Annotated in this window: 21 protein-coding genes; 6 read left to right on the top strand and 15 right to left on the bottom strand. The window is 60.3% G+C overall.

The annotated features are described in order from the left end of the window. Positions 1–75 precede the first annotated feature (75 nt). A complete protein-coding gene (locus tag ACZZ0G_RS30000) occupies positions 76–1,488 on the top strand; it encodes an MFS transporter (protein ID WP_463558748.1) in 1,413 nt (470 codons plus the stop codon). 56 nt (positions 1,489–1,544) lie between these two features. On the opposite strand, the gene ACZZ0G_RS29995 is transcribed toward ACZZ0G_RS30000, so the two are convergent. From ACZZ0G_RS29995 to ACZZ0G_RS29980, 4 genes are all read right to left on the bottom strand, one after another. Beyond that, entirely contained in the window at positions 1,545–2,948 is a 1,404-nt protein-coding gene (locus ACZZ0G_RS29995; protein ID WP_463558747.1) for a heavy metal sensor histidine kinase, read from the bottom strand. Continuing rightward, positions 2,945–3,616: a heavy metal response regulator transcription factor gene (locus ACZZ0G_RS29990; RefSeq protein ID WP_016985270.1), complete on the bottom strand. Its 672-nt coding sequence runs from the start codon at positions 3,614–3,616 to the stop codon at positions 2,945–2,947. The genes ACZZ0G_RS29995 and ACZZ0G_RS29990 overlap by 4 nt, the downstream gene beginning before the upstream one ends. Before the next feature lie 9 nt (positions 3,617–3,625). Then, positions 3,626–3,883: a DUF2790 domain-containing protein gene (locus ACZZ0G_RS29985; RefSeq protein ID WP_463558746.1), complete on the bottom strand. Its 258-nt coding sequence runs from the start codon at positions 3,881–3,883 to the stop codon at positions 3,626–3,628. 261 nt (positions 3,884–4,144) lie between these two features. Then, positions 4,145–4,858, bottom strand: coding sequence for a murein L,D-transpeptidase catalytic domain family protein (locus ACZZ0G_RS29980; protein ID WP_463558745.1), 714 nt, complete (start codon positions 4,856–4,858; stop codon positions 4,145–4,147). Positions 4,859–5,009: 151 nt separating this feature from the next. Here ACZZ0G_RS29980 and ACZZ0G_RS29975 point away from each other — a divergent pair, with 151 nt between their 5' ends. Then, complete coding sequence (locus tag ACZZ0G_RS29975; protein WP_463558744.1) at positions 5,010–6,626, top strand: L,D-transpeptidase family protein; 1,617 nt, start codon at positions 5,010–5,012, stop codon at positions 6,624–6,626. Positions 6,627–6,629: 3 nt separating this feature from the next. On the opposite strand, the gene ACZZ0G_RS29970 is transcribed toward ACZZ0G_RS29975, so the two are convergent. The 5 genes from ACZZ0G_RS29970 to ACZZ0G_RS29950 all read right to left on the bottom strand — a co-directional run bounded on the left by ACZZ0G_RS29970 (position 6,630) and on the right by ACZZ0G_RS29950 (position 11,654). Beyond that, positions 6,630–7,145 (bottom strand): HvfX family Cu-binding RiPP maturation protein, encoded by a 516-nt coding sequence (locus ACZZ0G_RS29970; protein WP_463558743.1) that lies wholly within the window; start codon positions 7,143–7,145, stop codon positions 6,630–6,632. A gap of 204 nt (positions 7,146–7,349) precedes the next feature. Beyond that, positions 7,350–8,495, bottom strand: coding sequence for an integrase core domain-containing protein (locus ACZZ0G_RS29965; protein ID WP_463556462.1), 1,146 nt, complete (start codon positions 8,493–8,495; stop codon positions 7,350–7,352). Between the two features lie 615 nt (positions 8,496–9,110). Then, on the bottom strand, positions 9,111–9,740 hold the full coding sequence (locus tag ACZZ0G_RS29960; protein WP_463558742.1) for a DNA-3-methyladenine glycosylase family protein: 630 nt from the start codon (positions 9,738–9,740) through the stop codon (positions 9,111–9,113). 1 nt (position 9,741) lies between these two features. Continuing rightward, complete coding sequence (locus ACZZ0G_RS29955; protein WP_463558741.1) at positions 9,742–10,539, bottom strand: isocitrate lyase/PEP mutase family protein; 798 nt, start codon at positions 10,537–10,539, stop codon at positions 9,742–9,744. Between the two features lie 32 nt (positions 10,540–10,571). Further along, positions 10,572–11,654: a bifunctional transcriptional activator/DNA repair enzyme AdaA gene (locus ACZZ0G_RS29950; RefSeq protein WP_463558740.1), complete on the bottom strand. Its 1,083-nt coding sequence runs from the start codon at positions 11,652–11,654 to the stop codon at positions 10,572–10,574. 192 nt (positions 11,655–11,846) lie between these two features. Here ACZZ0G_RS29950 and ACZZ0G_RS29945 point away from each other — a divergent pair, with 192 nt between their 5' ends. Beyond that, entirely contained in the window at positions 11,847–12,260 is a 414-nt protein-coding gene (locus tag ACZZ0G_RS29945; protein ID WP_463558739.1) for a VOC family protein, read from the top strand. Here ACZZ0G_RS29945 and ACZZ0G_RS29940 read toward each other — a convergent pair. Continuing rightward, positions 12,257–12,877, bottom strand: coding sequence for a LysE family translocator (locus tag ACZZ0G_RS29940; RefSeq protein WP_463558738.1), 621 nt, complete (start codon positions 12,875–12,877; stop codon positions 12,257–12,259). The two genes, ACZZ0G_RS29945 and ACZZ0G_RS29940, sit on opposite strands and share 4 nt — an antisense overlap. Positions 12,878–13,152: 275 nt before the next feature. Here ACZZ0G_RS29940 and ACZZ0G_RS29935 point away from each other — a divergent pair, with 275 nt between their 5' ends. The 3 genes from ACZZ0G_RS29935 (at position 13,153) to ACZZ0G_RS29925 (ending at position 16,806) form a co-directional block, all read left to right on the top strand. Further along, positions 13,153–13,767 (top strand): biliverdin-producing heme oxygenase, encoded by a 615-nt coding sequence (locus ACZZ0G_RS29935; protein ID WP_463558737.1) that lies wholly within the window; start codon positions 13,153–13,155, stop codon positions 13,765–13,767. Continuing rightward, on the top strand, positions 13,764–16,001 hold the full coding sequence (locus ACZZ0G_RS29930; RefSeq protein ID WP_463558736.1) for an ATP-binding protein: 2,238 nt from the start codon (positions 13,764–13,766) through the stop codon (positions 15,999–16,001). The genes ACZZ0G_RS29935 and ACZZ0G_RS29930 overlap by 4 nt, the downstream gene beginning before the upstream one ends. 217 nt (positions 16,002–16,218) lie before the next feature. Further along, a complete protein-coding gene (locus tag ACZZ0G_RS29925; RefSeq protein WP_122600306.1) occupies positions 16,219–16,806 on the top strand; it encodes a LysE family translocator in 588 nt (195 codons plus the stop codon). A gap of 117 nt (positions 16,807–16,923) precedes the next feature. Here ACZZ0G_RS29925 and ACZZ0G_RS29920 read toward each other — a convergent pair whose 3' ends face one another. The 5 genes from ACZZ0G_RS29920 to ACZZ0G_RS29900 all read right to left on the bottom strand — a co-directional run bounded on the left by ACZZ0G_RS29920 (position 16,924) and on the right by ACZZ0G_RS29900 (position 20,158). Then, positions 16,924–17,232, bottom strand: coding sequence for an antibiotic biosynthesis monooxygenase family protein (locus tag ACZZ0G_RS29920; protein WP_463558735.1), 309 nt, complete (start codon positions 17,230–17,232; stop codon positions 16,924–16,926). 21 nt (positions 17,233–17,253) lie between these two features. Then, the gene (locus ACZZ0G_RS29915) at positions 17,254–18,237 is read right to left on the bottom strand and encodes a zinc-dependent alcohol dehydrogenase family protein (protein WP_463558734.1); all 984 of its coding nucleotides are present in this window, start codon (positions 18,235–18,237) and stop codon (positions 17,254–17,256) included. Positions 18,238–18,298: 61 nt separating this feature from the next. Continuing rightward, positions 18,299–18,601: an ArsR/SmtB family transcription factor gene (locus ACZZ0G_RS29910; protein WP_077572353.1), complete on the bottom strand. Its 303-nt coding sequence runs from the start codon at positions 18,599–18,601 to the stop codon at positions 18,299–18,301. 185 nt (positions 18,602–18,786) lie between these two features. Then, complete coding sequence (locus tag ACZZ0G_RS29905) at positions 18,787–19,620, bottom strand: AraC family ligand binding domain-containing protein (protein WP_463558733.1); 834 nt, start codon at positions 19,618–19,620, stop codon at positions 18,787–18,789. Between the two features lie 34 nt (positions 19,621–19,654). Further along, positions 19,655–20,158: a VOC family protein gene (locus ACZZ0G_RS29900; protein ID WP_463558732.1), complete on the bottom strand. Its 504-nt coding sequence runs from the start codon at positions 20,156–20,158 to the stop codon at positions 19,655–19,657.

The following is a 20,158-nucleotide window of genomic DNA, read 5'->3' as shown; positions in this document are numbered from 1 at the left end:
GCAAAGCATGCGTCTTGCGCCGCGTGTTGTCGAGGCTCAGGCTATGCCCGGTCACCTTTGCATTGTGAGCCCGCCATGTCCCACGAATCCCTGAGCACCCCGGCCCGTTGGGCGCTGACCAGTCTGGCCCTGTCGATGTTGATGCCTTCGCTGGACACCAGCATCGCCAACGCGGGTTTGCCGATTCTGGCGACAGCGTTTGAGGCGACGTTTCAACAGGTGCAGTGGATCGTGCTCGCCTACCTGCTGGCGGTCACCACGCTGATTGTCAGCGTCGGGCGTCTGGGCGATGGCTTCGGTCGGCGTCGATTGCTGTTGATCGGCATTGGCATTTTCACCAGTGCTTCGCTTGCCTGCGCGCTGGCCCCGGGACTCGGTTGGTTGATCGGTGCGCGGGCGGTGCAAGGCGTCGGCGCGGCGATCATGTTCGCCTTGACGGTGGCGCTGGTGTCAGAAGCCGTGCCCAAATCGCGGGCGGGCAGCGCGATGGGCTTGCTGGCGACAATGTCTGCGACGGGCACCAGTCTCGGGCCGTCGCTGGGCGGGCTGTTGATGGCGCATGTCGGCTGGCAGGCGATATTTCTTCTCAACGTGCCGTTGGGGTTGCTCAATATCTGGCTGGTGTACCGCTTTTTGCCAGCGGATCGGGCAACAGGGCCACGCGCAGCGTTCGATTATTCTGGCAGCGCGGTGTTGGTGCTGACGCTGGCGGCCTATGCGCTGGCAATGACGCTTGAAGGTTTGCTGTTGCCATTGCTGCTGGCCAGCCTGTGCGGCGCGGGATTGTTCATCGTGGTCGAGATGAAGGCCAAGTCGCCGTTGATTCGTTTGTCACTGTTTCGCGACGCGCGACTGAGCAGCAGCCTGACGCTGACGTTGCTGGTGACGACGGTGATGATGACCACGCTGGTGGTGGGACCGTTTTACCTGCACCGGGGTTTGGGCCTCAGCAGCACCATGGTCGGCGTGGCGTTATCGATCGGACCGTTGTTGTCGGCACTGAGCGGGGTCCCGGCGGGACGTTTGGTGGATCGCTTCGGCGAGCGACGGATCGTGCCGGGCGCGTTGCTCGGAATGGCCGCCGGTTGCAGCTTGCTGGCCCTCCTGCCCATGAGTATGGGGCTGCCCGTGTACGTACTACCGATCATGGTGATTGCCGCCAGTTACGCGTTGTTCCAAGCGGCCAACAACACCGGATTGATGGCCGGGGTCAGTCAGGATCAGCGCGGCGTGGTCTCGGCCATGCTCGGGCTGGCGCGCAACCTCGGTTTGATTACTGGCGCAGCGGTCATGGGCGCGGTGTTTGCGCTGGCAGCGGGGAATCCGACGCAGGCGCCGGCAATGGCCATTGCCAGCGGATTGCACATCACTTTTGGCGTAGCGGTGGCGTTGATGCTCATGGCGTTGGTCATCAGCCGAGCACAGTTCAACTGTAGGAGCGAGCCTGCTCGCGAAGAGGCCGCCACAGCCAACATCTCCGCTGACTGACACACCGCTTTCGCGAGCAGGCTCGCTCCCACAGGGATTTGTGGTGTGTTGGCGATTTATGTTGGTTGGCGGGCGGGGAAGAACAGTTCGAAGCAGGTGATGCCATCTACACTGCTGACGCTGTAGCGGCCTTGATGCAATTGCATGATGGTCGCCACGATCGACAGGCCCAAACCGTTGGATTGCGCCGAGCGCTCGCGTGACTGGTCGACGCGGTAAAAGCGTTCGAACAGCCGCGCCAGATGCTCTGGCGCAATGGTTGTGCCGTGGTTGCGGACTCGCAGATAAGCGCCGTCGAGTTCGTTAACCGCTTCCACCTGCACCGTCGAATCCGCCGCGCCGTACTTGATCGCATTGGCGCACAGGTTGGCCAATGCGCGGCGCAGCAGCATCGGCTCGGCCCAGATTACACCGCTGCCGCGAGCCTCGATGCACACGCCGACATCCGCAGCCAGCCCTTCAAAATAATCGGCAATGCGCTGCATCTCATCCGCCGCGTCCAGTTCCTGGCGCTGGCTCAAGGCACTGGCCGGATCGGTGCGGGCGAGAAACAGCATGTTGTCGAGCATCCGCGTCAGGCGCTCGAGCTCTTCGACGTTGGAGGCGAGCAACTGCTGATAGGACTCGATGCTACGGTTCTGCTGCAACGCAACCTGGGTTTCGCCGAGCAGGTTATTGATCGGCGTGCGCAGTTCATGAGCCATATCGGTGGACACCTGACTCAGTTGCGCAAATCCCTTCGCGAGCCGATCGAGCATGGCATTGAACGCCTCGATCATCGGCTGCAATTCGCGCGGCGCACCGCTGCTGGCAAGGCGCTCGCCAAGGTTGCCGACGCCTATGCCGTGTGCGTGCTTCGCCAGTCGCCGCACCGGCAGCAAACCGCGATACACCAGCAAACAACCCACCACCGCCAGCAACAGCGCCGCCAGCGAGGCGAGGCCATAAACACTCAAGCGGTAGTTGGCGAGCATCGCCGTGCGCTCGCTCATCAAACGTCCGGTGGTGACTTGCAGATTGCCCAGTTCGCCGGAATCGATACTCGCCGCCACCGCCGAAAACGGCACGCCGTCGACGCTGGGCAGATGCTGCACATCTTTGAGCGTCATCGCTTGGTCGATGGGCACTGCTGGCAACGTCGGCGTGTTCAGATTGCCCGGGTTGACTACCAGCAGCGGCGGTTGCCCCGGCGCGCCGATGGTCAGCAGTGCTTCGCGGTTGCCGAGCATGTTCTGGAACAGCGCCGGTTTGTTCTTGATCAGCTCCAGGGTGTTGCTGTCATTAAGGAAGGTGCGCAACTGATCGACGCGACTGACCAGCGCAGTGTCATCACGGCGGATCAACTGTTGCTCCAGTTCGTTGTACAACGCGGCACCAAGCCCGGCCAGCGAGGCGAACGCGAGCAGGGCGAACACCAGCGCCAGACGCAGGGTCAGCGAATGCGGGCGATGGGCACTCATGGCTGCGTATCGAAGCGATAACCGATGCCGCGCACGCTGTGGATCAGCTTGAGCTGGAACGGATCATCGATCTTCGCCCGCAAGCGGCGCACGGCGACATCGACCACGTTGGTGTCGCTGTCGAAATTCATGTCCCACACCCGTGAGGCAATCAGCGAACGGGCGAGGACCTGCCCGGTATGCGTGGCGAACAACTGCAGCAACGCGAACTCCTTGTTGGTCAGGGTGATGCGCACCCCGGCGCGGGTCACGCGGCGTTTGAGCACGTCGATCTGCAGGTCGGCGACTTGCAATTGTTCGTCTTCATGGATCGGCCCGCGCCGGGTCAGGGTGCGCAGGCGCGCCACCAGTTCGGCGAAGGAAAACGGTTTGATCAGGTAATCATCGGCACCCAGTTCCAGGCCTTTGACGCGGTCGGCGATATCGTCGCGGGCGGTGAGGAACAGCACCGGCGTGTCGGCTTCCTTGCGCAACCGGCGCAGGACTTCCCAGCCATCCATTTTCGGCATCATCACGTCGAGCACGATCACATCGAAACTGTGTTCCAGCGCCAGGTGCAGCCCGTCGGCACCGTCGCGGGCGAGACTGACGCTGTAACCCAGTTCCTGCAAACCGTTTAGCAGGTAATTGCCGGCCTTGGGTTCGTCTTCGACAACCAGAATATTCATCGATCAGTCTCAATGGTCATTGGTGCAGCCGCTGCCTTGTACCTGATAGTCCAGCACATGTTCGCGGCCCTGATGGTCGAGGTAATTCAATTGCGCCGGGACCACACCGCACGCTTGTGAAATATCGGTGCTGGACAGGACTTTGTCGACATCCAGATTGACGTAGAAACCGGATTTGTCATGAATCACGGCGGTGTCGGGCATGTTCGCGGCGAACGCGGAACCGGTGGCGAGGAGGGCGGTGAAGGCGAGCAGAAGGGTTTTCATGGTCAGTCACTCAGTGGTCATGGTTGATCGGCATTGGCGCCGGGACAACCTCAGGCTACCGAGCGATCCGCACGGCAAACCGACAGCTGAATGACAAAGTTGTAATGAAACGGTGTGCGAAGATTTTCCAGGCTCAACGCTAACCCTGTGGGAGCGAGCTTGCTCGCGAAGGCGTCAGGTCAGGTGACATGCATGTTGAACGTGCCGGCCTCTTCGCGAGCAAGCTCGCTCCCACAGGGAGTTGCGGTGCAGGTGAAATCGTTAGCTCGCGTGGGTATTGAGAATGCTCGCCACCTGCTGCGGCTGGCAGTTCAGGTACGGCGACGACTTCAGCCAGCGCTGATCCGGGTACCACGAAAACATGAACTGGCCGTTCTTCAATCGGTCGATCACCTGCTTGGCAATCTGCGGCCGCACCGCCGGGCAACCCTGGCTGCGGCCGATGCGCCCCTGTTTCTTGCTCCACAACGGGTTCACATAACTGGCGGCGTGAATGACGATGGCGCGATCACGGGCCATGTCATTGAAGCCCGGTTCCAGACCGTCCATGCGCAGCGAATAACCGTGGGTGCCGCTGTAGCTTTCCTGGGTGCGGAACAGGCCGAGGCTGGATTGGTAGCTGCCTTCGACATTGGAAAACTGCGTGGCGAAGTTTTCCCCGGAATTGGAGCCGTGGGCGACCAGATCGCGCAGCACCAGTTTCTTTTTGCTGAGGTCGAAGATCCACAGGCGGCGTTCGGTGGACGGCTGCGAATAGTCGATGATCGCCAGATGGCGGGACGCTTTCGCACCGTTGTTGACCGCGCATTGCATGGCGTTCAACGCACCTTTCAGCGCTTGGGGATTGAGTTCTGGCGCGGCGTGCGCGAGGCTGGTGTAGAGAACCGGCGATGGTTTGCCGGCGGCAAAAACGGGACTGGACACCACGACCAGGGTCGCGGTGGTCAACAGAAGTCGGCGCAAAAACGTCAACATTTTATAAAGTGTCCTCACTTGTTACTTATTTGGCACTTTGGCTCCTGACTCCCAGTCAATACCCGCAAGCCCGTCGATCGAGCCTGACTGTTCAGCGCACCTGATGTAAGGTTGGCCATCATTTGGACGGCCATGGATTGGAGTAAAGCAGTTGTTCAAAAAGTACGCATGCTACTTGAGCATTTGTTTGCTCGCTGCGCCGTTTGTCGCTTGTGCCGATGAGCCGCTGCCGCCGCTGGAGACATTGCCTACGCCACCGGCGGAAATGCCGGTCGAGCCGCAAAGTCCGTTGCAGGCTGTATTAATCAGTCTGGCGCAGTCTTGCCCGGGGATTGCCGCACAGCTCAACCGCCCGGCGCTGACGCAATTGCAGGCGTTCTACCAGCAGCAGGACTGGATGCCGGTGTGGGCTGGTGAGTCGGCACGATTGCCGGTTTTGCGAGCGCAATTGCAGCTGTTGGCCGATGATGGCCTCAATCCAAAACGCTATCCGATCGCGACCACGGCGCCGCAAGATGGCGAGTTGTGTGCCGACATCGACATCAGTCGCAACTATCTTCAGGCCCTGCAGGACCTGCATTACGGTCGCCTGCTGCAATCGCACTTCGAACCGCTGTGGCATGCCGACGCCAGCCCCCGTGACCGTCAGGCGGAATTGTTGGCCATCGCCGTTCCCGGCATGCACGACATTCCCGCCGCATTTGATCTGGCTCGGCCGCGTCTGGCGCAATATCAGGACCTGCGCCAGCTGTATGCCGCGCAACGGCTGAAAGCCTTGCCGCAGTGGCAGTCGGTGGGCAGTGGACCGCTGTTGCGCCCGGACATGGAAGACAAACGCGTGCCGGAACTGGCCCAGCGTCTGTACAGCGAAGGTTATCTGACTCAGATCAATGGTACGCCGGGCAATGCGTATGACGGGGTGCTGGTCGACGCCGTGAAAAGTTTCCAGGCCAATCATTCGTTGCAGGCCGACGGTGTGGTCGGGCCTGGCACGATTGCCGAACTCAACATCAGTCCACTGACTCGCCGTGAACAACTGCGCGTCAACCTCGAGCGTTTCCGCTGGATGGCCCAGGACATCGAGCCCGATGGCCTGCTGGTCAATGTCGCCGCCGCTGAACTGACGCTGTATCAGGGCGGCGTAGCCGTGTGGCAAACACGCACTCAGGTAGGCCGCGCCGAGCGCCAGACGCCGTTGCTCAAATCCCGGGTGACGCGCCTGACTCTGAACCCGACCTGGACGGTGCCGCCGACCATCTGGAAGGAAGACAAACTGCCGGAGATCCGCAAGGACCAGACCTTTCTCAGCCGTCAGAACCTGCAAGTGCTCGACGCGAACGGTCAGCCGCTGGCGGCGGCGGACATCGATTGGGACAACCCCGGCAACATTCTGCTGCGTCAGGACGCCGGTCCGCGTAACCCGTTGGGGCAAATGGTCATCCGTTTCCCCAACCCGTTCTCGGTGTACCTGCACGACACGCCAAGCAAGGCGCTGTTCGAAAAAGGTCCACGCGCCTTCAGTTCCGGTTGCGTGCGGGTCGAGCACCCGATGCAGTTGCGCGATCTGCTGCTGACCCCGGCGGAAAAGGCCCGCACCGAAACCCTGCTGGCCACCGGCACCACCCACGAATTTCGTTTGTCGGCGCCGGTGCCGATTCTGATGACGTACTGGACGGCACAGGTCGACAGCAGTGGCCGCGTGCGTTACTCACCGGACATCTACAGCCGTGACAGCGCCTTGCTCGTCGGGCTTGATCGCGCGCATTGAGCCTCAGCGGGTGCTTCTGTTCCAGAACACCCGCGCCAGCCACGCATCGACACTCAACTTGCCCGCCCCGGCGAACACCAGCGGCAGCAGCGCGGCCAGGTAAATCGCCGGCAGCTTGAAGTTGCCGAAGCCTTTGTTGGTGATCGCATAACCCTGCGCCAGTTCGCTCAGCGTCGACCAGTCGGCCGGCCAGTGCACAGCGGCGGTGGCAACAACGGTGACCACGATCAGCGAGATCGCCGAAATCCGTGTGCCGAACCCCACCAGAATCGCCAGCGCGCAGATCAGCTCGGCCCACATCGACAGCTCCCAGTTGAGCGTTGCCGGCAGGTGATCGAACGGGAAGGGGAATTTGTCCTGGATGTCTTCGAACCAGTTCTGCCCGTTGAATTTCTCCAGCCCGGATTCGAAAAATTCCCAGGCGATGAACAGGCGCAGGGTCAGAGGAGCGAGCCAGGTGCCGGCGCGGTCGAGGTTCAGGTGTAGGTCTTTGACGGCGGTTGCAAGGGTGGTGGTCATGGTGCAGCTCCGGTGATGTGGGCAGGTTGGATCGACCGGGGTATTTCAGCGTCGGGGTGTATCGGGGGTGTGTCGGCGGGGTGGGGGATTGTGCTTTTGATGTGTCTGCGACGGGGGGATATACAGTGCGATACAGTCAGTCGGCCCTCACTGTAGAGACCGGTACATCCTTTACAAATTAGACCGGGGACATCGTTTACACCTTTAAAGGCTTGAAACGCGTTTGGCGCCGTTTTCAAGCCTGCCTAAACAGTGGGTGCAAAGGTACAGTTCCCAAGCGTCATCAGCCACTTCCTTCAGCGCGATGTCCTCTCCAATCAGAGCCTCTCCTAGAAAAATCAGCTGTCCTTTCCATTTAATTTCCCCATTTGACCGAACCTTGCGTACTTCAACATCGGAACCGTATTCAAACGCAGGCAAGTAACCAGGATAAGCGCGTGTCGACGGGCTATAGACAGATGCCGGCGGTTTCATGCCCAGCGCGGTGTGCGGTCGGTGGTGGTTGAAGTCTTGGATGAACTCCTGAAAAGCCAGCTGCTGGCGCACCATGTTTTCCGCCGGTGGCACTGCTGCCTTTAGCGTTCTATGCATCCGTTCATGTCGCCCATTTTGGTCGGGACGGCCAGGCGTAATCGTTTCGACATGGATTCCAAGCCTGATGAACCAAACCGATAACTTCGAAAGTCGCGCCAGACCTGTCGACGCAAAAGGAGCGCCATTGTCAGTGCGGATCACATCCGGCAGCCCATATTCTCGAAAAGCCCACTCGAAGCCTTCCCGCGTCGGCGCTCCGTGCGTACTGGGCAAGGCGCGACAGACGAATAAAAAGCGGCTCATCTGATCGGTAATGGTCAACGGGTAGCACCAATTACCGTCCTGCATTTTGAACTGCCCTTTGTAATCAGCACACCAAGTCTGGTTGGGCGCGTCGACCGGACGCAAATGTGTTGGAGCACGGGGACGCGGGGGATAGGGCCGTCGCGCCACCACCAAACCAGCTTTCTTCAACCACTCCCCGGCGGTGCTCGCGGCCGGCCATTGGATATGCGGATCGGAATCGCGCAGGCGACCAATGATCTGCTTGGGTCCCCGATCGGGATGTTCGTTTTTCTTGGCCAGCAGCGTGGCAATAATTTCGTCGGGCGTTTGATGAGGACAGTTCAACGGCTTGCGCGATTGCTCTTTCAAGCCATCTACGCCCAACGCTGCGTATCGTTCCAGCCACTTGTCGATGGTTGGACGGCTGACACCATAGCGCCGGCTTAATTGGCTCTTGGTGTAGCTGCCGCCAAGCCAGTCACTGACTAACTTCACTCGTTGATCCATTGGGGACTCTTGATTCCAGGGCATGGTCAGCACCTCCTGACCATGATTAATACCTGTAAACCATGTCCCCGGTCTCAAACGTAAAGGATGTACCCGGTCTTTACCCACCCCAGCCCTCTCCCGGAGGGAGAGGGAGCTGACCGAGTTGTCTTGCGTCATCATCGACTTGAAAAACCGAGTCGATTAAGGATCCAACCAGGCACGTTCAGGTCGGTGTAAATCTCCAATATCCCCCAATCAGTCCCCTCTCCCTCTGGAAGAGGGTTTGGGTGAGGGCAGTCGATTATGGGTTTGAGAAGTCTTGGCGATTGTGGATTCAGAGGCGCTATTTCAGGTCGGTGTAAATCTCCAATATCCCCCAATCAGTCCCCTCTCCCTCTGGAAGAGGGTTAGGGTGAGGGCAGTCGATTATGGGTTTGAGAAGTCTTGGCGATTGTGGATTCAGAGGCGCTATTTCAGGTCGGCGTAAATCTCCAATCTCCCCCAATCAGTCCCCTCTCCCTCTGGAAGAGGGTTTGGGTGAGGGCAGTCGATTATGGGTTTGAGAAGTCTTGGCGATTGTGGATTCAGAGGTGCTATTTCAAGTCGGTGTAAATCTCCAATATCCCCCAATCAGTCCCCTCTCCCCCCGGGAGAGGGCTAGGGTGAGGGCAACAGTTTCGGCACACGCCACAAATACCACGCCGCCACCGTCCGATACGGACTCCACGCCACCCCGATCTCAACCATCTGCTTACGCGTCGGCTGCACCTCCAGCCCCTTCAACCGCCGATACCCCTCACGCACACCAAAATCATCCGCCGGCAGAATATCCATGCGCTCCAGGCTGTAGATCAACAACATCTCCACCGTCCAGCGACCCACCCCGCGCAAACTGACCAGACGTTCGATCAACGTCTCATCGTCCATCGCCAACGCCGTGGCGTAATCCGGCACCACGCCATCCAGCGTCGCCTGAGCAATCCCCTGGATCGTCGCAATCTTGCCCGCGGAAAATCCACAACTGCGCAGGCGATCAAAATCCGCCGCAAGAATCTGCTCGGGCCGCGGAAACGACTGACTCGGAAACAGCCCGATCAAGCGTCCGACAATCGCATCCCCAGCCTTGGCATGCAGTTGCTGATAAGCAATCGCCCGCACCAGCGACTCGTACGGATCACGCGTCGGATGTGGTTGATGCAGGCACGGGCCGACAGCCGCGATATGGCGCTGCCAGTCTGGATCAAGCGCTGTCAGAAATTCGCTGGCCGCTACATAGGCGTCAGCCATGCTATTTCAGCAGGCCGTTGACTTCGCCGTAGGTCAACGCCTTGAGGTCATGGCTGTCGAGTTTGCCGCTGGCCAGAAAGCTTTTCACCAGCCCGCCCATGGCGCCATAGAGGAACTCAGCGATGCCGGAACCCGCGCTCAATCGGCGCACGCCCAGCGCTTGCAGCTCTTGCGGCGAAGGCAGGCAAGCGAAGCCAAGCACGTTGACTGGCAGCGTTGTGCCCTTGCAGATGGCCTCGATTTCATAGGCCGACGTGACGCCTGCCGCGAACAAACCATCGGCACCGGCCGCTTGATACAGCGCCGCACGCCGCAGGGTTTCGGCGACGCGATCTTCGGCAGGCACAAGGCTCTTCAGATAGACATCGGTGCGCGCATTGATGAACAGCTGCACATCGCGCTTGCCGGCAGCCTGCCGCGCCACTTCGATCTTGCGTGCGAGCAATTCAGGATCCGCCGAACCATCCTCGATATTGATGCCCACGGCACCCGCCGCGATCACCGCATCCAGCACTTCGGTCACGCGCCCGAGGTCATCGGAATAGCCGGCCTCGACATCCACGGTCAATGGAATACTGATCACCCGGGCAATGGATTCCACTGTCGACACCAGCCGTTCGAGGGGCAGGGCGTTGCCGTCCGGGTAACCGTGAGCCCAGGCCACTGCGGCGCTGCTGGTGGCCACCGCTTTACCGCCCAGGTGCTCGACCAGTCGCGCCCCGGTGGCGTCGGCGACGTTGGTCAGAATCAACAGGCCTTGCTGGTGCAACTGGTGAAACTGCGTAGCGAGCGCGTTCATCAAAATTCCTTCTTGTCAGTTGATTCAATTCGTCAGAATGCCAGGGGCTGCGTGAGCTGCACGGCGGCGTTTTCCAGTCGCAGCAGAAATGCTTTGCGCGGCTGCCCACCACCATAGCCGGTCAACGAGCCATCCGCGCCGATCACCCGATGGCAGGGCACCACGATCGACAGCCGATTGTGCCCGTTGGCCAGACCAACTGCGCGACTGGCGCCGGGCTTGCCCAAACCGGCGGCGATCGCGCCGTAAGTGCTGGTGTGGCCGAAAGGGATCTGCAGCAGCGCCGACCAGACCTGCCGGGCGAACTCGCTGCCGGGCAGGTGCAGTGGCACGCTGAATTCGCTGAGCTTGCCGGCGAAGTACGCCGCCAATTGCTGCTCGATCTGCTGCAAGTGCGCGTTGTGGCCTGGCGCGACCGCATAGCCGTAACGGTTCTGCAGTTCCTCGACTTCGCGGGTCAGCGCCGGGCGATCGAGAAACTCCAGCAACACCAACCCGCGCCGTTCAGCCATGGCAATCATCGGCCCCAGCGGAGTAGTTAATCGCGTGAACAACAGCGGCTCGCTGTGTTCGGCGCGGCCCGGGGTGATGTGGAAGGATTTCTGGAAGGCATCACGAAAACCGCTGAGCGACTCATAGCCTGAATCAAACGCGGCGTGATCAATCGAGGTGCCTTGCTTGATCCCGCCCAGGGCCATGCCCAGCCGGCGCGTGCGCAGCCATGCATGGAAGGTCATGCCGAAATGCTGCTTGAACCAGCGCCGCAGCTTCAGCGGTTCGATACCTTCGGCGAGCAATTGTGCATCGCTCCAGCGCACCTCCGGATCGGCTTCAACGGCCTTGAGCAAGCGTTGCACCCAGTCCGGCGCAATGGCCGCAGCGTCCAGCGGTTTGCAGCGCAGGCAGGCGCGATAGCCCGCCGACAGGCAATCGTCGGCATGGGCGAAAAACTCGACGTTCTCCGGCTTCGGCTTGCGCGCCGTGCAACTGGGGCGGCAGAAGATCCCGGTGGTTTTCACCGCCGTGAAGAACACGCCTTCATAGGCAGTGTCGCGTTCGAGCATGGCGCGAACCATTTCGGCGTGGGGCGGCAGGACAGCGGTCTGTATGTTCATGGCTTGAGAGTAAAACCAGATTCTCGATGGCTCCACCGAAAAATCGACAGTGAATTTTTTCGATTCTGCACCACAATGTCCGCATTGCAGGATCGTTCCCACGCTCTGCGTGGGAATGCAGCCCGGGACGCTCCGCGTCCCAACAAGATCGCTGCCCACGGGTAGCTAACAAGTTTTCGAGGTGCCGGGTTTATGCATCCATTTTCCATCCAACACATTGATCACATCGTCCTGCGCGTCGCGGATCTGCAACGCAGCATCGACTTCTACAACCAAGTCTTCGGCGCCGAAGTGGTCAAGCGCAACGAACCGCTGGGCCTGATCCACCTGCGCGCCGGCACTTCGATGATCGACCTTGTCGACCTGCAAGGTGAACTCGGCCGCAAGGGCGGCGGGGCGGCCGGTGCCGAGCGGCGCAATGTCGACCACTTCTGCCTGCGCATCGAACCGTTCGATGAGGCGGCACTGATTGCCCATCTGCAAACCTTCGGCCTCACCGCCGCAAAAGCCGAATCACGCTTCGGCGCCGAGGGCAAAGGCTTGTCGCTGTACTGCTTCGACCCGGACGGTAATCAGGTCGAACTCAAAGGCCCGTCCGAGGCTTAAGCGCGTTTCGCCATCAACAGCACCGAAGCCGCTGCCGAGAGCAGGCCTGCGCAGCAACGATTGAAGATCCGTTTGCCGCGCGGCTCGGCGAACCAGCGGCGCATGTGCAGGCCCATCCAGGCGTAGGCACTGATTGCGATCCACTCCAGCAAAAGGAACAGCACGCCAAGTACCGCGAATTGCGCCGGCACTGGCTGCGCCGGGTCGACAAACTGCGGCAGAAACGCAGTGAACAGCAGAATTGCTTTCGGATTACCTGCCGCCACCAGAAACTCCTGCCGGGCCAAGGCAAAGAGGCCAACGGTCGCGCCCGTTACCTGCTGCTCGGCCTCAGGGTTGGCCCGCCATAACTGCCAGGCCAAGTACAGCAGATACGCCGCGCCAATGATCTTGATCGCATGGAACAGCCATTCCGAGGTCTGCAACACCATCGACAGACCCGCGCCGGCCAGCGCAATCATCCCGGCGAACGCCAAAATCCGCCCGATACCCGCCGTGCAGGCGCGGCGAAAGCCATAGCGCGTAGCGTTGCTGACCGATAGCAGATTGTTCGGCCCCGGGGCCATGTTCAGGGCGAAGCAGGCCGGGAGAAACAGGGTGAGCGTGGCGAGATCCATGACGGCACTCCAGAAACCAGAGCGATATTTTTATCACAGCCTCAACGCGCCCAGACCCATACAGTCACGCAACGCTGTCGCGGTACAGCGCCCGGCGCTGTTGGGCAATGCGGTCGAACTTTTTGCAGATGCCATCACTCTGTATCAATCTGAGAGTGAGGGTTTCGTCAGAAAAAACTATCGGTCCGGTCAGAAACGGCGATTGCCGTGTAAGATTTCGCCGACGTTGCACTCATCCCGTTTGGCCCCAGGCGGCCCCACCAAGAGCGATTTACATGCAAGCAAAGGCCCGTGAAGTTTATGTGCCACCGGTGCTGCAAGATCTGCGAGCCGGCACTGCCGAACTGCACATCGCACTGGAAAAACGCCTTCCCTTTTTCTCCGATACTCTCGATACCCAGGCGTTTGTGCGGCTGGTCCAGGCCTATTACGGCTTCTATTTGCCCCTGGAAAACGCACTGCAACACAGCGGCGCAGTCCCGGCCGATTTTGATCTGGCGCCCCGTCTCAAAGCGCAGACATTACACGCCGATTTGCAGGCGCTGGGCGTATCCGCCGAGGCGCTGCAAAGCCTGCCGCACTGCCAGCAGTTGCCGATCATCGACTCGAGCGCTGCCTGCCTTGGCGTGCTCTATGTCCTCGAGGGTGCGACGCTCGGCGGGCAGATTCTGCGCCGCGAAATCTCTTCACGATTAGGCCTGGAAGCCAACAACGGCGCGGCCTTTCTCGATATCTACGGCGCCGCCACGGGTCGGCGCTGGCGCGATTTCATCGAATATCTGGGCAATCGGCCGATGAGCGCCGATGAGCGCGCCGCCGTCGTCACAGCGGCACAAACCACATTCAGTTGTTTCGAGCGCTGGCTCGAAAGCCGGGAGGTACTGGCATGAACCCGCAAGACAAAGAAGCCTTTGAAGAACTGCTGGCCAACTGTGCCGACGAACCGATTCGTTTCCCCGGCGCGATCCAGCCCCACGGTTTGTTGCTGACTTTGAGTGAGCCTGACCTGGCGATCATTCAGGTCAGCGCCAACGTCGAAACCCTGCTGGCCCGGGAGCCGCAGAGCCTGATCGGCCAGCCACTGGAAAATCTGATCGGTAATGCCGAAGCGGAAAAAGTGCGCGAAGCCTTGCTGCAACCGTCGCTGTCCGATGCACCGCCGCTGCGCTTCAGGCTCAACGGCACGGCGTTCGAAGGCTTGCTGCACCGTCATCAGGGCGTGCTGATTCTTGAGCTGGAAATCCACGTCGAGAACTTCCAGCCGCGCAACGTCGCCGGCAACCAGACCCATCTGGGGCGCATGCTCCAGCGTCTGCAAGCGGCCACCACGCTGCAGGCGCTGTACGACATCAGCGTCAAGGAAATCCAGGCGATGACCGGTTACGACCGGGTGTTGATCTATCGGTTCGAGGAGGAGGGCCACGGTCAGGTCATCGCCGAAGCCTCCGACCCGTCGATGGAAGTGTTCAATGGCCTGTTCTTCCCGGCGTCGGACATTCCCGAGCAGGCGCGCGAGCTGTATCGCACCAACTGGTTGCGGATCATCCCCAATGCCGACTACCAACCGGTGCCGCTGCTGCCAAAGCTGCGCCCGGACACCGACACGCCGCTGGACCTGAGTTTCGCCACGCTGCGCAGCGTGTCGCCGATCCATTGCCAGTACATGAAGAACATGGGCGTGCTTTCGTCGATGAGCATTTCCCTGCTCAAGGGTGACAAGCTCTGGGGCTTGATCAGTTGCGGCAATCGCCAGCCACTGCACGTGCCGCATGAGTTGCGCGCGGCGTGCCAGACCATCGGTCAGGTGCTGTCGCTGCAGATCAGTGCCATGGAAGCGCTGGAGATCAGCCGTCAGCGTGAGGAAAAAGTCGATGCGTTGGCGCTACTCAATCAAGCGATGATCGACTCGCCGCAGAACGTTTTCGACGGCCTGGCCAACCAGCCGCAAACGCTGATGGCGCTGACCAATGCCGGCGGTATCGCGATCATCGAAGACAAACAATTGCACCGCTACGGCAACTGCCCGGAGCCGGAACAAATCCGCGCCTTGCACAAGTGGCTGCAGGACAGTGGCGAGGCAGTGTTTGCCAGTCATCATCTGTCTAGCGTCTACCCGCCGGCCGCGCAGTATCAGCAGGTGGTCAGCGGCGTGCTTGCCATGAGCTTGCCGAAACCGGTGGACAATGGCGTGTTCTGGTTCCGCCCGGAGGTCAAGGAAAACATCAATTGGAGCGGCGATCCGCGCAAGCCGCTGGACCTGGAAAACTCCGACGCCGGCCTGCGCTTGCGCCCACGTACCTCGTTTGAAATCTGGAAAGTCGAGATGGCCGGGATCTCCACCAAGTGGAGCCACGGCGACCTGTTCGCTGCCAATGACCTGCGCCGTTCGGCGCTGGAAAACGATCTGGCCCGACAGGTCCGTCGCGAGCAGGAAGCGGTGCGCGCCCGCGACGAGCTGGTGGCGGTGGTCTCTCACGACCTGCGCAACCCGATGACGGTGATCTCGATGCTCTGCGGCATGATGCAAAAGGCGTTCAGCTCCGACGGCCCGCACACTTCGCGCCGGATCTCCACGGCCATCGACACCATGCAACAGGCTGCCGGACGCATGAATACGCTGCTGGAGGACTTGCTCGATACCTCGAAAATCGACGCCGGGCGCTACTCCATCACCCCGCAAAAACTCGATGTCGGGCAGATGTTCGAGGAGGCGCAGGCGTTGCTCGCGCCATTGGCACTGGACAAGGACATCAGCATTTCTTTCGACGCCGATCCTGATCTGCGTATCCACGCTGACCCGGAGCGGCTGTTTCAGGTGTTGTCGAATCTGGTCGGCAACGCGATCAAATTCACCCCGCGCCTGGGCACGGTGGGCGTGCTTGCCACCTCCGTCGGCGATGACATCGTCTTCACCGTGCGCGATAGCGGCGAGGGCATTCCCAAGGAGCACCTGCCGCACGTGTTCGACCGTTACTGGACGGTGAAAGAGGGCAATCCGACCGGCACCGGCCTGGGTTTATACATCACCCAAGGCATCGTCGAAGCCCACGGCGGGCGGATTTTCGCCGAGAGCGAACCGGGGCAGGGCAGTGAATTCCGCTTCACCGTGCCACGTCTGGACTGAGCGTCGATTTTTTGTGTTTGATCGTTCCAACGCTCTGCGTGGGAATGCCTCAACGGACGCTCTGCGTTCGGCTCTGGAAGGGACGCGGAGCGTCCCGGTCTACATTCCCACGCAGAGCGTGGGAACGATCAGGATCACAGGGGCATTTTCTTCAATACCGGGGATTGGGCGCTCGATACCGTGTGCACCTTGTTCCTCGATTTGAAGCAGGTGTGCGATGAGTCTGATTGTATCCATGGCGGCGTTTGCGCTGGCGGCGTCCATCACGCCGGGGCCGGTGAATATCGTGGCGTTGAGTTCCGGGGCGCAGTTCGGTTTTCGCGCCAGTCAGCGGCATGTCGCCGGGGCCACCTTAGGGTTTGTGTTGCTGCTGGTGCTGATGGGGCTGGGTTTGCACGAGGTGCTGAAACTCTGGCCGTTCATGACCCGAGTGGTGCAACTGGCCGGCGTGGCGTTTCTGCTGTTTATGGCGTGGAAACTCGCCGTGGATGATGGGCAGTTGAACGCCAAGGATTCCGGACGAGCGCCATCGATGCTCTACGGCGCGGTGATGCAATGGCTCAACCCGAAAGCCTGGCTGGCGTGTGTCGCGGGCATGGGCGCGTTCGTCGCCGATGGCGAAGCGCGGCTGGTGTGGCAGTTTGCGGCGGTGTATCTGGTGATCTGTTATCTGTCGGTCGGCTGCTGGGCGTATGCCGGGACGTTTTTGCGCGGGTATTTGAGCAATGCAGCGGGGATGCGCTGGTTCAATCGGAGCATGGCGGGACTATTGGCATTGAGTGCAATCTACCTGCTGTTCACTTGACCCTGTGGGAGCGAGCTTGCTCGCGAAAGCGGTGTGTCAGTCAATGGATGTGCTGACTGATGCACTGCATTCGCGAGCAAGCTCGCTCCCACATTGATCGGGCGTCGCTGCCAGAGATTAGTTGAACGGTTGCTGAAAGGCGCCTCCTTCAATGTGCCAGACCTTCGGCTCGTCCGAAAAATATTCCTCCAGACCCAGCATGAATAACCGATGGTCCTCACTCGCTTCAAACCCGGGCGAGTGGTCCTCGAGGGATTGCCAGCGCACGATCAGGTTGAAGACTTCGGGCGATTCAATCCCCTGCGCAAGCAAGTGACCGTCGTAACCCTTGGCGCGGCTGAGCAAAGGCTCGACCTCGGCAAAGGCCTGCCGGAAAGCTTCGATTTGCCCTTGGTGAACGGGTAGCAGTGCGATCTCGTAAATCATGATGTTGTCCTCGAAGTGAGCTCAGCGATTTTCGACTTGAGACGATGGTTCGACAGCAATCGCGATCTTCCCTTGGACGCCGTTGTTGGGCGTTTCCAGCCGGGCATGGGCGAGACCGACGTCGGCCAGCGAATAGACGGCGCCAACGTGTGGACGCAACTGACCGTTGGCGATCAATGCGCTCAGCTCATCGAGCTTGCCGCGGTTCTGTCGGGTGAACACGAAGTGATAACTGGCGTTCTTGCCCCAGGCCTGAATCAGGTTCTGTGGCTGGGCAAGGTCGACGATCGATACCACGCGGCCAAGCTGTGCGAGGGCGTCCGGGCTGCGTGTCAGCGTATTGCCGCCAATGGTGTCGAACACCACATCGACGCCGCGACCCTCGGTTTCGCGCAGGATCGCATCGACGTAATCTTCCTTTTCGTAGTCGATCAGCACATCGGCGCCCATGCGCCGGGCGAACTCGAAATTGCCTTCACGCACGGTGGTGAAGACCTTCGCGCCGATGGCTTTGGCCAGCTGAATCGCGACATGACCGACACCGCCCGCACCGCCGTGAACCAGAATGCTCTCGCCGACTCTGAGCGCCGCCCGCACGACCAGCGCTTCCCACGCCGTGCCGCCAACCAGACTCAGGCTCGCCGCTTCAAGGTGGCTGAGCGTGGCCGGCTTCTTGCCGACAATGTTTTCGTCCGCGACGTGGTACTCGGCATAACTGCCCGGGCCGTCGAATATTTGCGGGGTGTACCAGACTTCGTCACCCGGTATGAACGCTGTCACCCCCGGGCCGACCGCTTCGACAACGCCAGAGACGTCGTGCCCGGTGATGGCGGGGAGGGGCACCAGGTCGGCATAGTCGCCACGGCGCACCTGATAATCCAGCGGATTGATGGAGGTGGCGTGCACCCGCACCAGCACTTCGCCGGCTTGTGGCACTGGCTTGGGTACGTCGCGCAGTTCGAACGATTGCGCGCCACCAAATGATGTAAGGATCATCGCTTTCATTGCATTTCCTCGTTTCGGTAAAAAGGGATATCGGGAATTCTCGATATCTTGGGGCAAAAAATTACAGCTCGCTGCCGATGATCTCGGCCAGCGCACTGATCGCTGCTTCGTTGCGTTTGTAGTAAGTCCACTGGCCGATACGCCTGACTTCGACCAGGCCGGCGCGTTGCAGCGTCGCCAGGTAATCGGACACCGTCGACTGCGACAGCCCGACGCCTTCCTGAATACTGCTGACGCAAACACCCACCGTGTGCACGTCACCTTCATCCTGGGGAGGAAAGTGTTTCTCGGGATCCTTCAAGCCTTTGAGGATTTCCAGGCGTGTGCGGTTCGAGAGGGCTTTGAAGATTTCGAGTAGTTCCATGCCGCGAAGATATCGGAATTTACCGATATGTCAATATCTGAATATATTGGCCAGAAATTGATCGTTCCCATGCTCCGGGTGGGAATGCCTCATCGGACGCTCTGCGTTCGGCTCTGGAAGGGACGCGGAGCGTCCCGGGCTGCGTTCCCACGCAGAGCGTGGGAACGATCAATCGGGGCAAGGTGTCAGCCGCGATATTGGCCGGGTGTGGCCGCCAGATGCTGTTTGAACGCCCGCTGAAAATGCGCCTGGTCGGCAAACCCTGCCTCAAGCGCTACATCCGCAATCAACTGCCCGCTGCGCAAACGCTCGCGGGCGAACTGGATGCGTTGGTTGACGACAAAGGCGTGGGGCGTCATGCCGTAATGCTGTTTGAAGGCGCGGATCAGGTACGAAGGCGACAGTTGTGCCGCCGTGCAGATGTCGTCGAGGTTCAGCAGCTCGGTGCAGTGCTCACGGATGAAATCGGCCGCGCGTTCCAGCTTGAAATTGGGTTCGCGCAGCGGGGGGGCGGCGGGATTCAACCGCAGTTGCAAGTCGCTGAAAAACTCCACCGCAGCGCTTTGTTTGCGCAGTACGTCCTGCTGTTCGTCGACCAATGTTTCATAAAGTCCATTCAGGTCGTTGAACAGCGCGGTGTCGTCGAGATGAGTAGTGGAGAAACGCAGAAACTCAAGATCACTGGCGAAGCCCAACTGATGCTGCAAATCCGTCAGCCACGGCGTTTCGATGTACAGCATCACATACGACCAAGGCTGATCATCGATCGGATTGCATGCATGCACATCGCCGGGATTCATCAGCACCACGGTGCCCGCCGCGACTTCGAACTGCTCTTGCTCATGCACATAGGTGCTGCGCCCGGCAGTGATTGCACCAATGGAAAAATGCGCATGGGAATGCCGCGCGTAGCAGACCTCGCGGCCATCGGCGATGGCCCGCGCTTCAATGAACGGCAGCGCCGCGTCGCGCCAGAAACGCGGGGCTTTTTCAGGGTTTTTGGCGGCAACGTGTTTCATTGTTGTATTCCCGGCAGGCCAGGGTGCCAGTGTATTAGCTCTGGCCGGCAAAGGCCCGTTCCAGTTCGGCAATGTCGAGTTTTTTCATCGTGAACATGGCCTGCATCGCGCGCTGCGACTTGGCGGTGTCCGGGTCCAGCATCATGTGCATAAAGGCCACTGGCACGATCTGCCACGACACGCCGAACTTGTCCTTGAGCCAGCCGCATTGCTGGGCTTCGACGGGACCACCCGCGGACAGGTTGCCCCAGAAATGGTCGACTTCTTCCTGATTCTGGCAGTTGACCTGAAACGAGATCGCCTCGCTGAACTTGAACATCGGCCCACCGTTGAGGCCGGTGAAGGTCTGGCCATCGAGTTCGAAACTGACGGTCATCACCGCACCTTCGGGCTTGCCGTGAAATTCCTGGCCGACCTTGCTGTAGTGGGTCAGGCCGGTGATTTTCGAGTGGTCGAAGATCGAGCAGTAAAACTTCGCGGCCGCTTCGGCCTGATCGTCAAACCACAGGCAGGGCGTGAGTTTCTGAAAGCGTTGCAT

The organism is Pseudomonas sp. AC169 (genome assembly GCF_979258515.1).
Note: the sequence above shows the minus strand (reverse complement) of the source record. Positions and strands in the feature narration are given on the sequence as shown.

Excerpts from the sequence above, each read along its gene's own strand:
- ACZZ0G_RS30000 (WP_463558748.1), top strand. The coding sequence starts at position 76 with ATGTCCCACGAATCCCTGAGCACCCCGGCCCGTTGGGCGCTGACCAGT.
- ACZZ0G_RS29995 (WP_463558747.1), bottom strand. The coding sequence starts at position 2,948 with ATGAGTGCCCATCGCCCGCATTCGCTGACCCTGCGTCTGGCGCTGGTG.
- ACZZ0G_RS29990 (WP_016985270.1), bottom strand. The coding sequence starts at position 3,616 with ATGAATATTCTGGTTGTCGAAGACGAACCCAAGGCCGGCAATTACCTG.
- ACZZ0G_RS29985 (WP_463558746.1), bottom strand. The coding sequence starts at position 3,883 with ATGAAAACCCTTCTGCTCGCCTTCACCGCCCTCCTCGCCACCGGTTCC.
- ACZZ0G_RS29980 (WP_463558745.1), bottom strand. The coding sequence starts at position 4,858 with ATGTTGACGTTTTTGCGCCGACTTCTGTTGACCACCGCGACCCTGGTC.
- ACZZ0G_RS29970 (WP_463558743.1), bottom strand. The coding sequence starts at position 7,145 with ATGACCACCACCCTTGCAACCGCCGTCAAAGACCTACACCTGAACCTC.
- ACZZ0G_RS29965 (WP_463556462.1), bottom strand. The coding sequence starts at position 8,495 with ATGCCCTGGAATCAAGAGTCCCCAATGGATCAACGAGTGAAGTTAGTC.
- ACZZ0G_RS29960 (WP_463558742.1), bottom strand. The coding sequence starts at position 9,740 with ATGGCTGACGCCTATGTAGCGGCCAGCGAATTTCTGACAGCGCTTGAT.
- ACZZ0G_RS29955 (WP_463558741.1), bottom strand. The coding sequence starts at position 10,539 with ATGAACGCGCTCGCTACGCAGTTTCACCAGTTGCACCAGCAAGGCCTG.
- ACZZ0G_RS29950 (WP_463558740.1), bottom strand. The coding sequence starts at position 11,654 with ATGAACATACAGACCGCTGTCCTGCCGCCCCACGCCGAAATGGTTCGC.
- ACZZ0G_RS29945 (WP_463558739.1), top strand. The coding sequence starts at position 11,847 with ATGCATCCATTTTCCATCCAACACATTGATCACATCGTCCTGCGCGTC.
- ACZZ0G_RS29940 (WP_463558738.1), bottom strand. The coding sequence starts at position 12,877 with ATGGATCTCGCCACGCTCACCCTGTTTCTCCCGGCCTGCTTCGCCCTG.
- ACZZ0G_RS29935 (WP_463558737.1), top strand. The coding sequence starts at position 13,153 with ATGCAAGCAAAGGCCCGTGAAGTTTATGTGCCACCGGTGCTGCAAGAT.
- ACZZ0G_RS29930 (WP_463558736.1), top strand. The coding sequence starts at position 13,764 with ATGAACCCGCAAGACAAAGAAGCCTTTGAAGAACTGCTGGCCAACTGT.
- ACZZ0G_RS29925 (WP_122600306.1), top strand. The coding sequence starts at position 16,219 with ATGAGTCTGATTGTATCCATGGCGGCGTTTGCGCTGGCGGCGTCCATC.
- ACZZ0G_RS29920 (WP_463558735.1), bottom strand. The coding sequence starts at position 17,232 with ATGATTTACGAGATCGCACTGCTACCCGTTCACCAAGGGCAAATCGAA.
- ACZZ0G_RS29915 (WP_463558734.1), bottom strand. The coding sequence starts at position 18,237 with ATGAAAGCGATGATCCTTACATCATTTGGTGGCGCGCAATCGTTCGAA.
- ACZZ0G_RS29910 (WP_077572353.1), bottom strand. The coding sequence starts at position 18,601 with ATGGAACTACTCGAAATCTTCAAAGCCCTCTCGAACCGCACACGCCTG.
- ACZZ0G_RS29905 (WP_463558733.1), bottom strand. The coding sequence starts at position 19,620 with ATGAAACACGTTGCCGCCAAAAACCCTGAAAAAGCCCCGCGTTTCTGG.
- ACZZ0G_RS29900 (WP_463558732.1), bottom strand. The coding sequence starts at position 20,158 with ATGCAACGCTTTCAGAAACTCACGCCCTGCCTGTGGTTTGACGATCAG.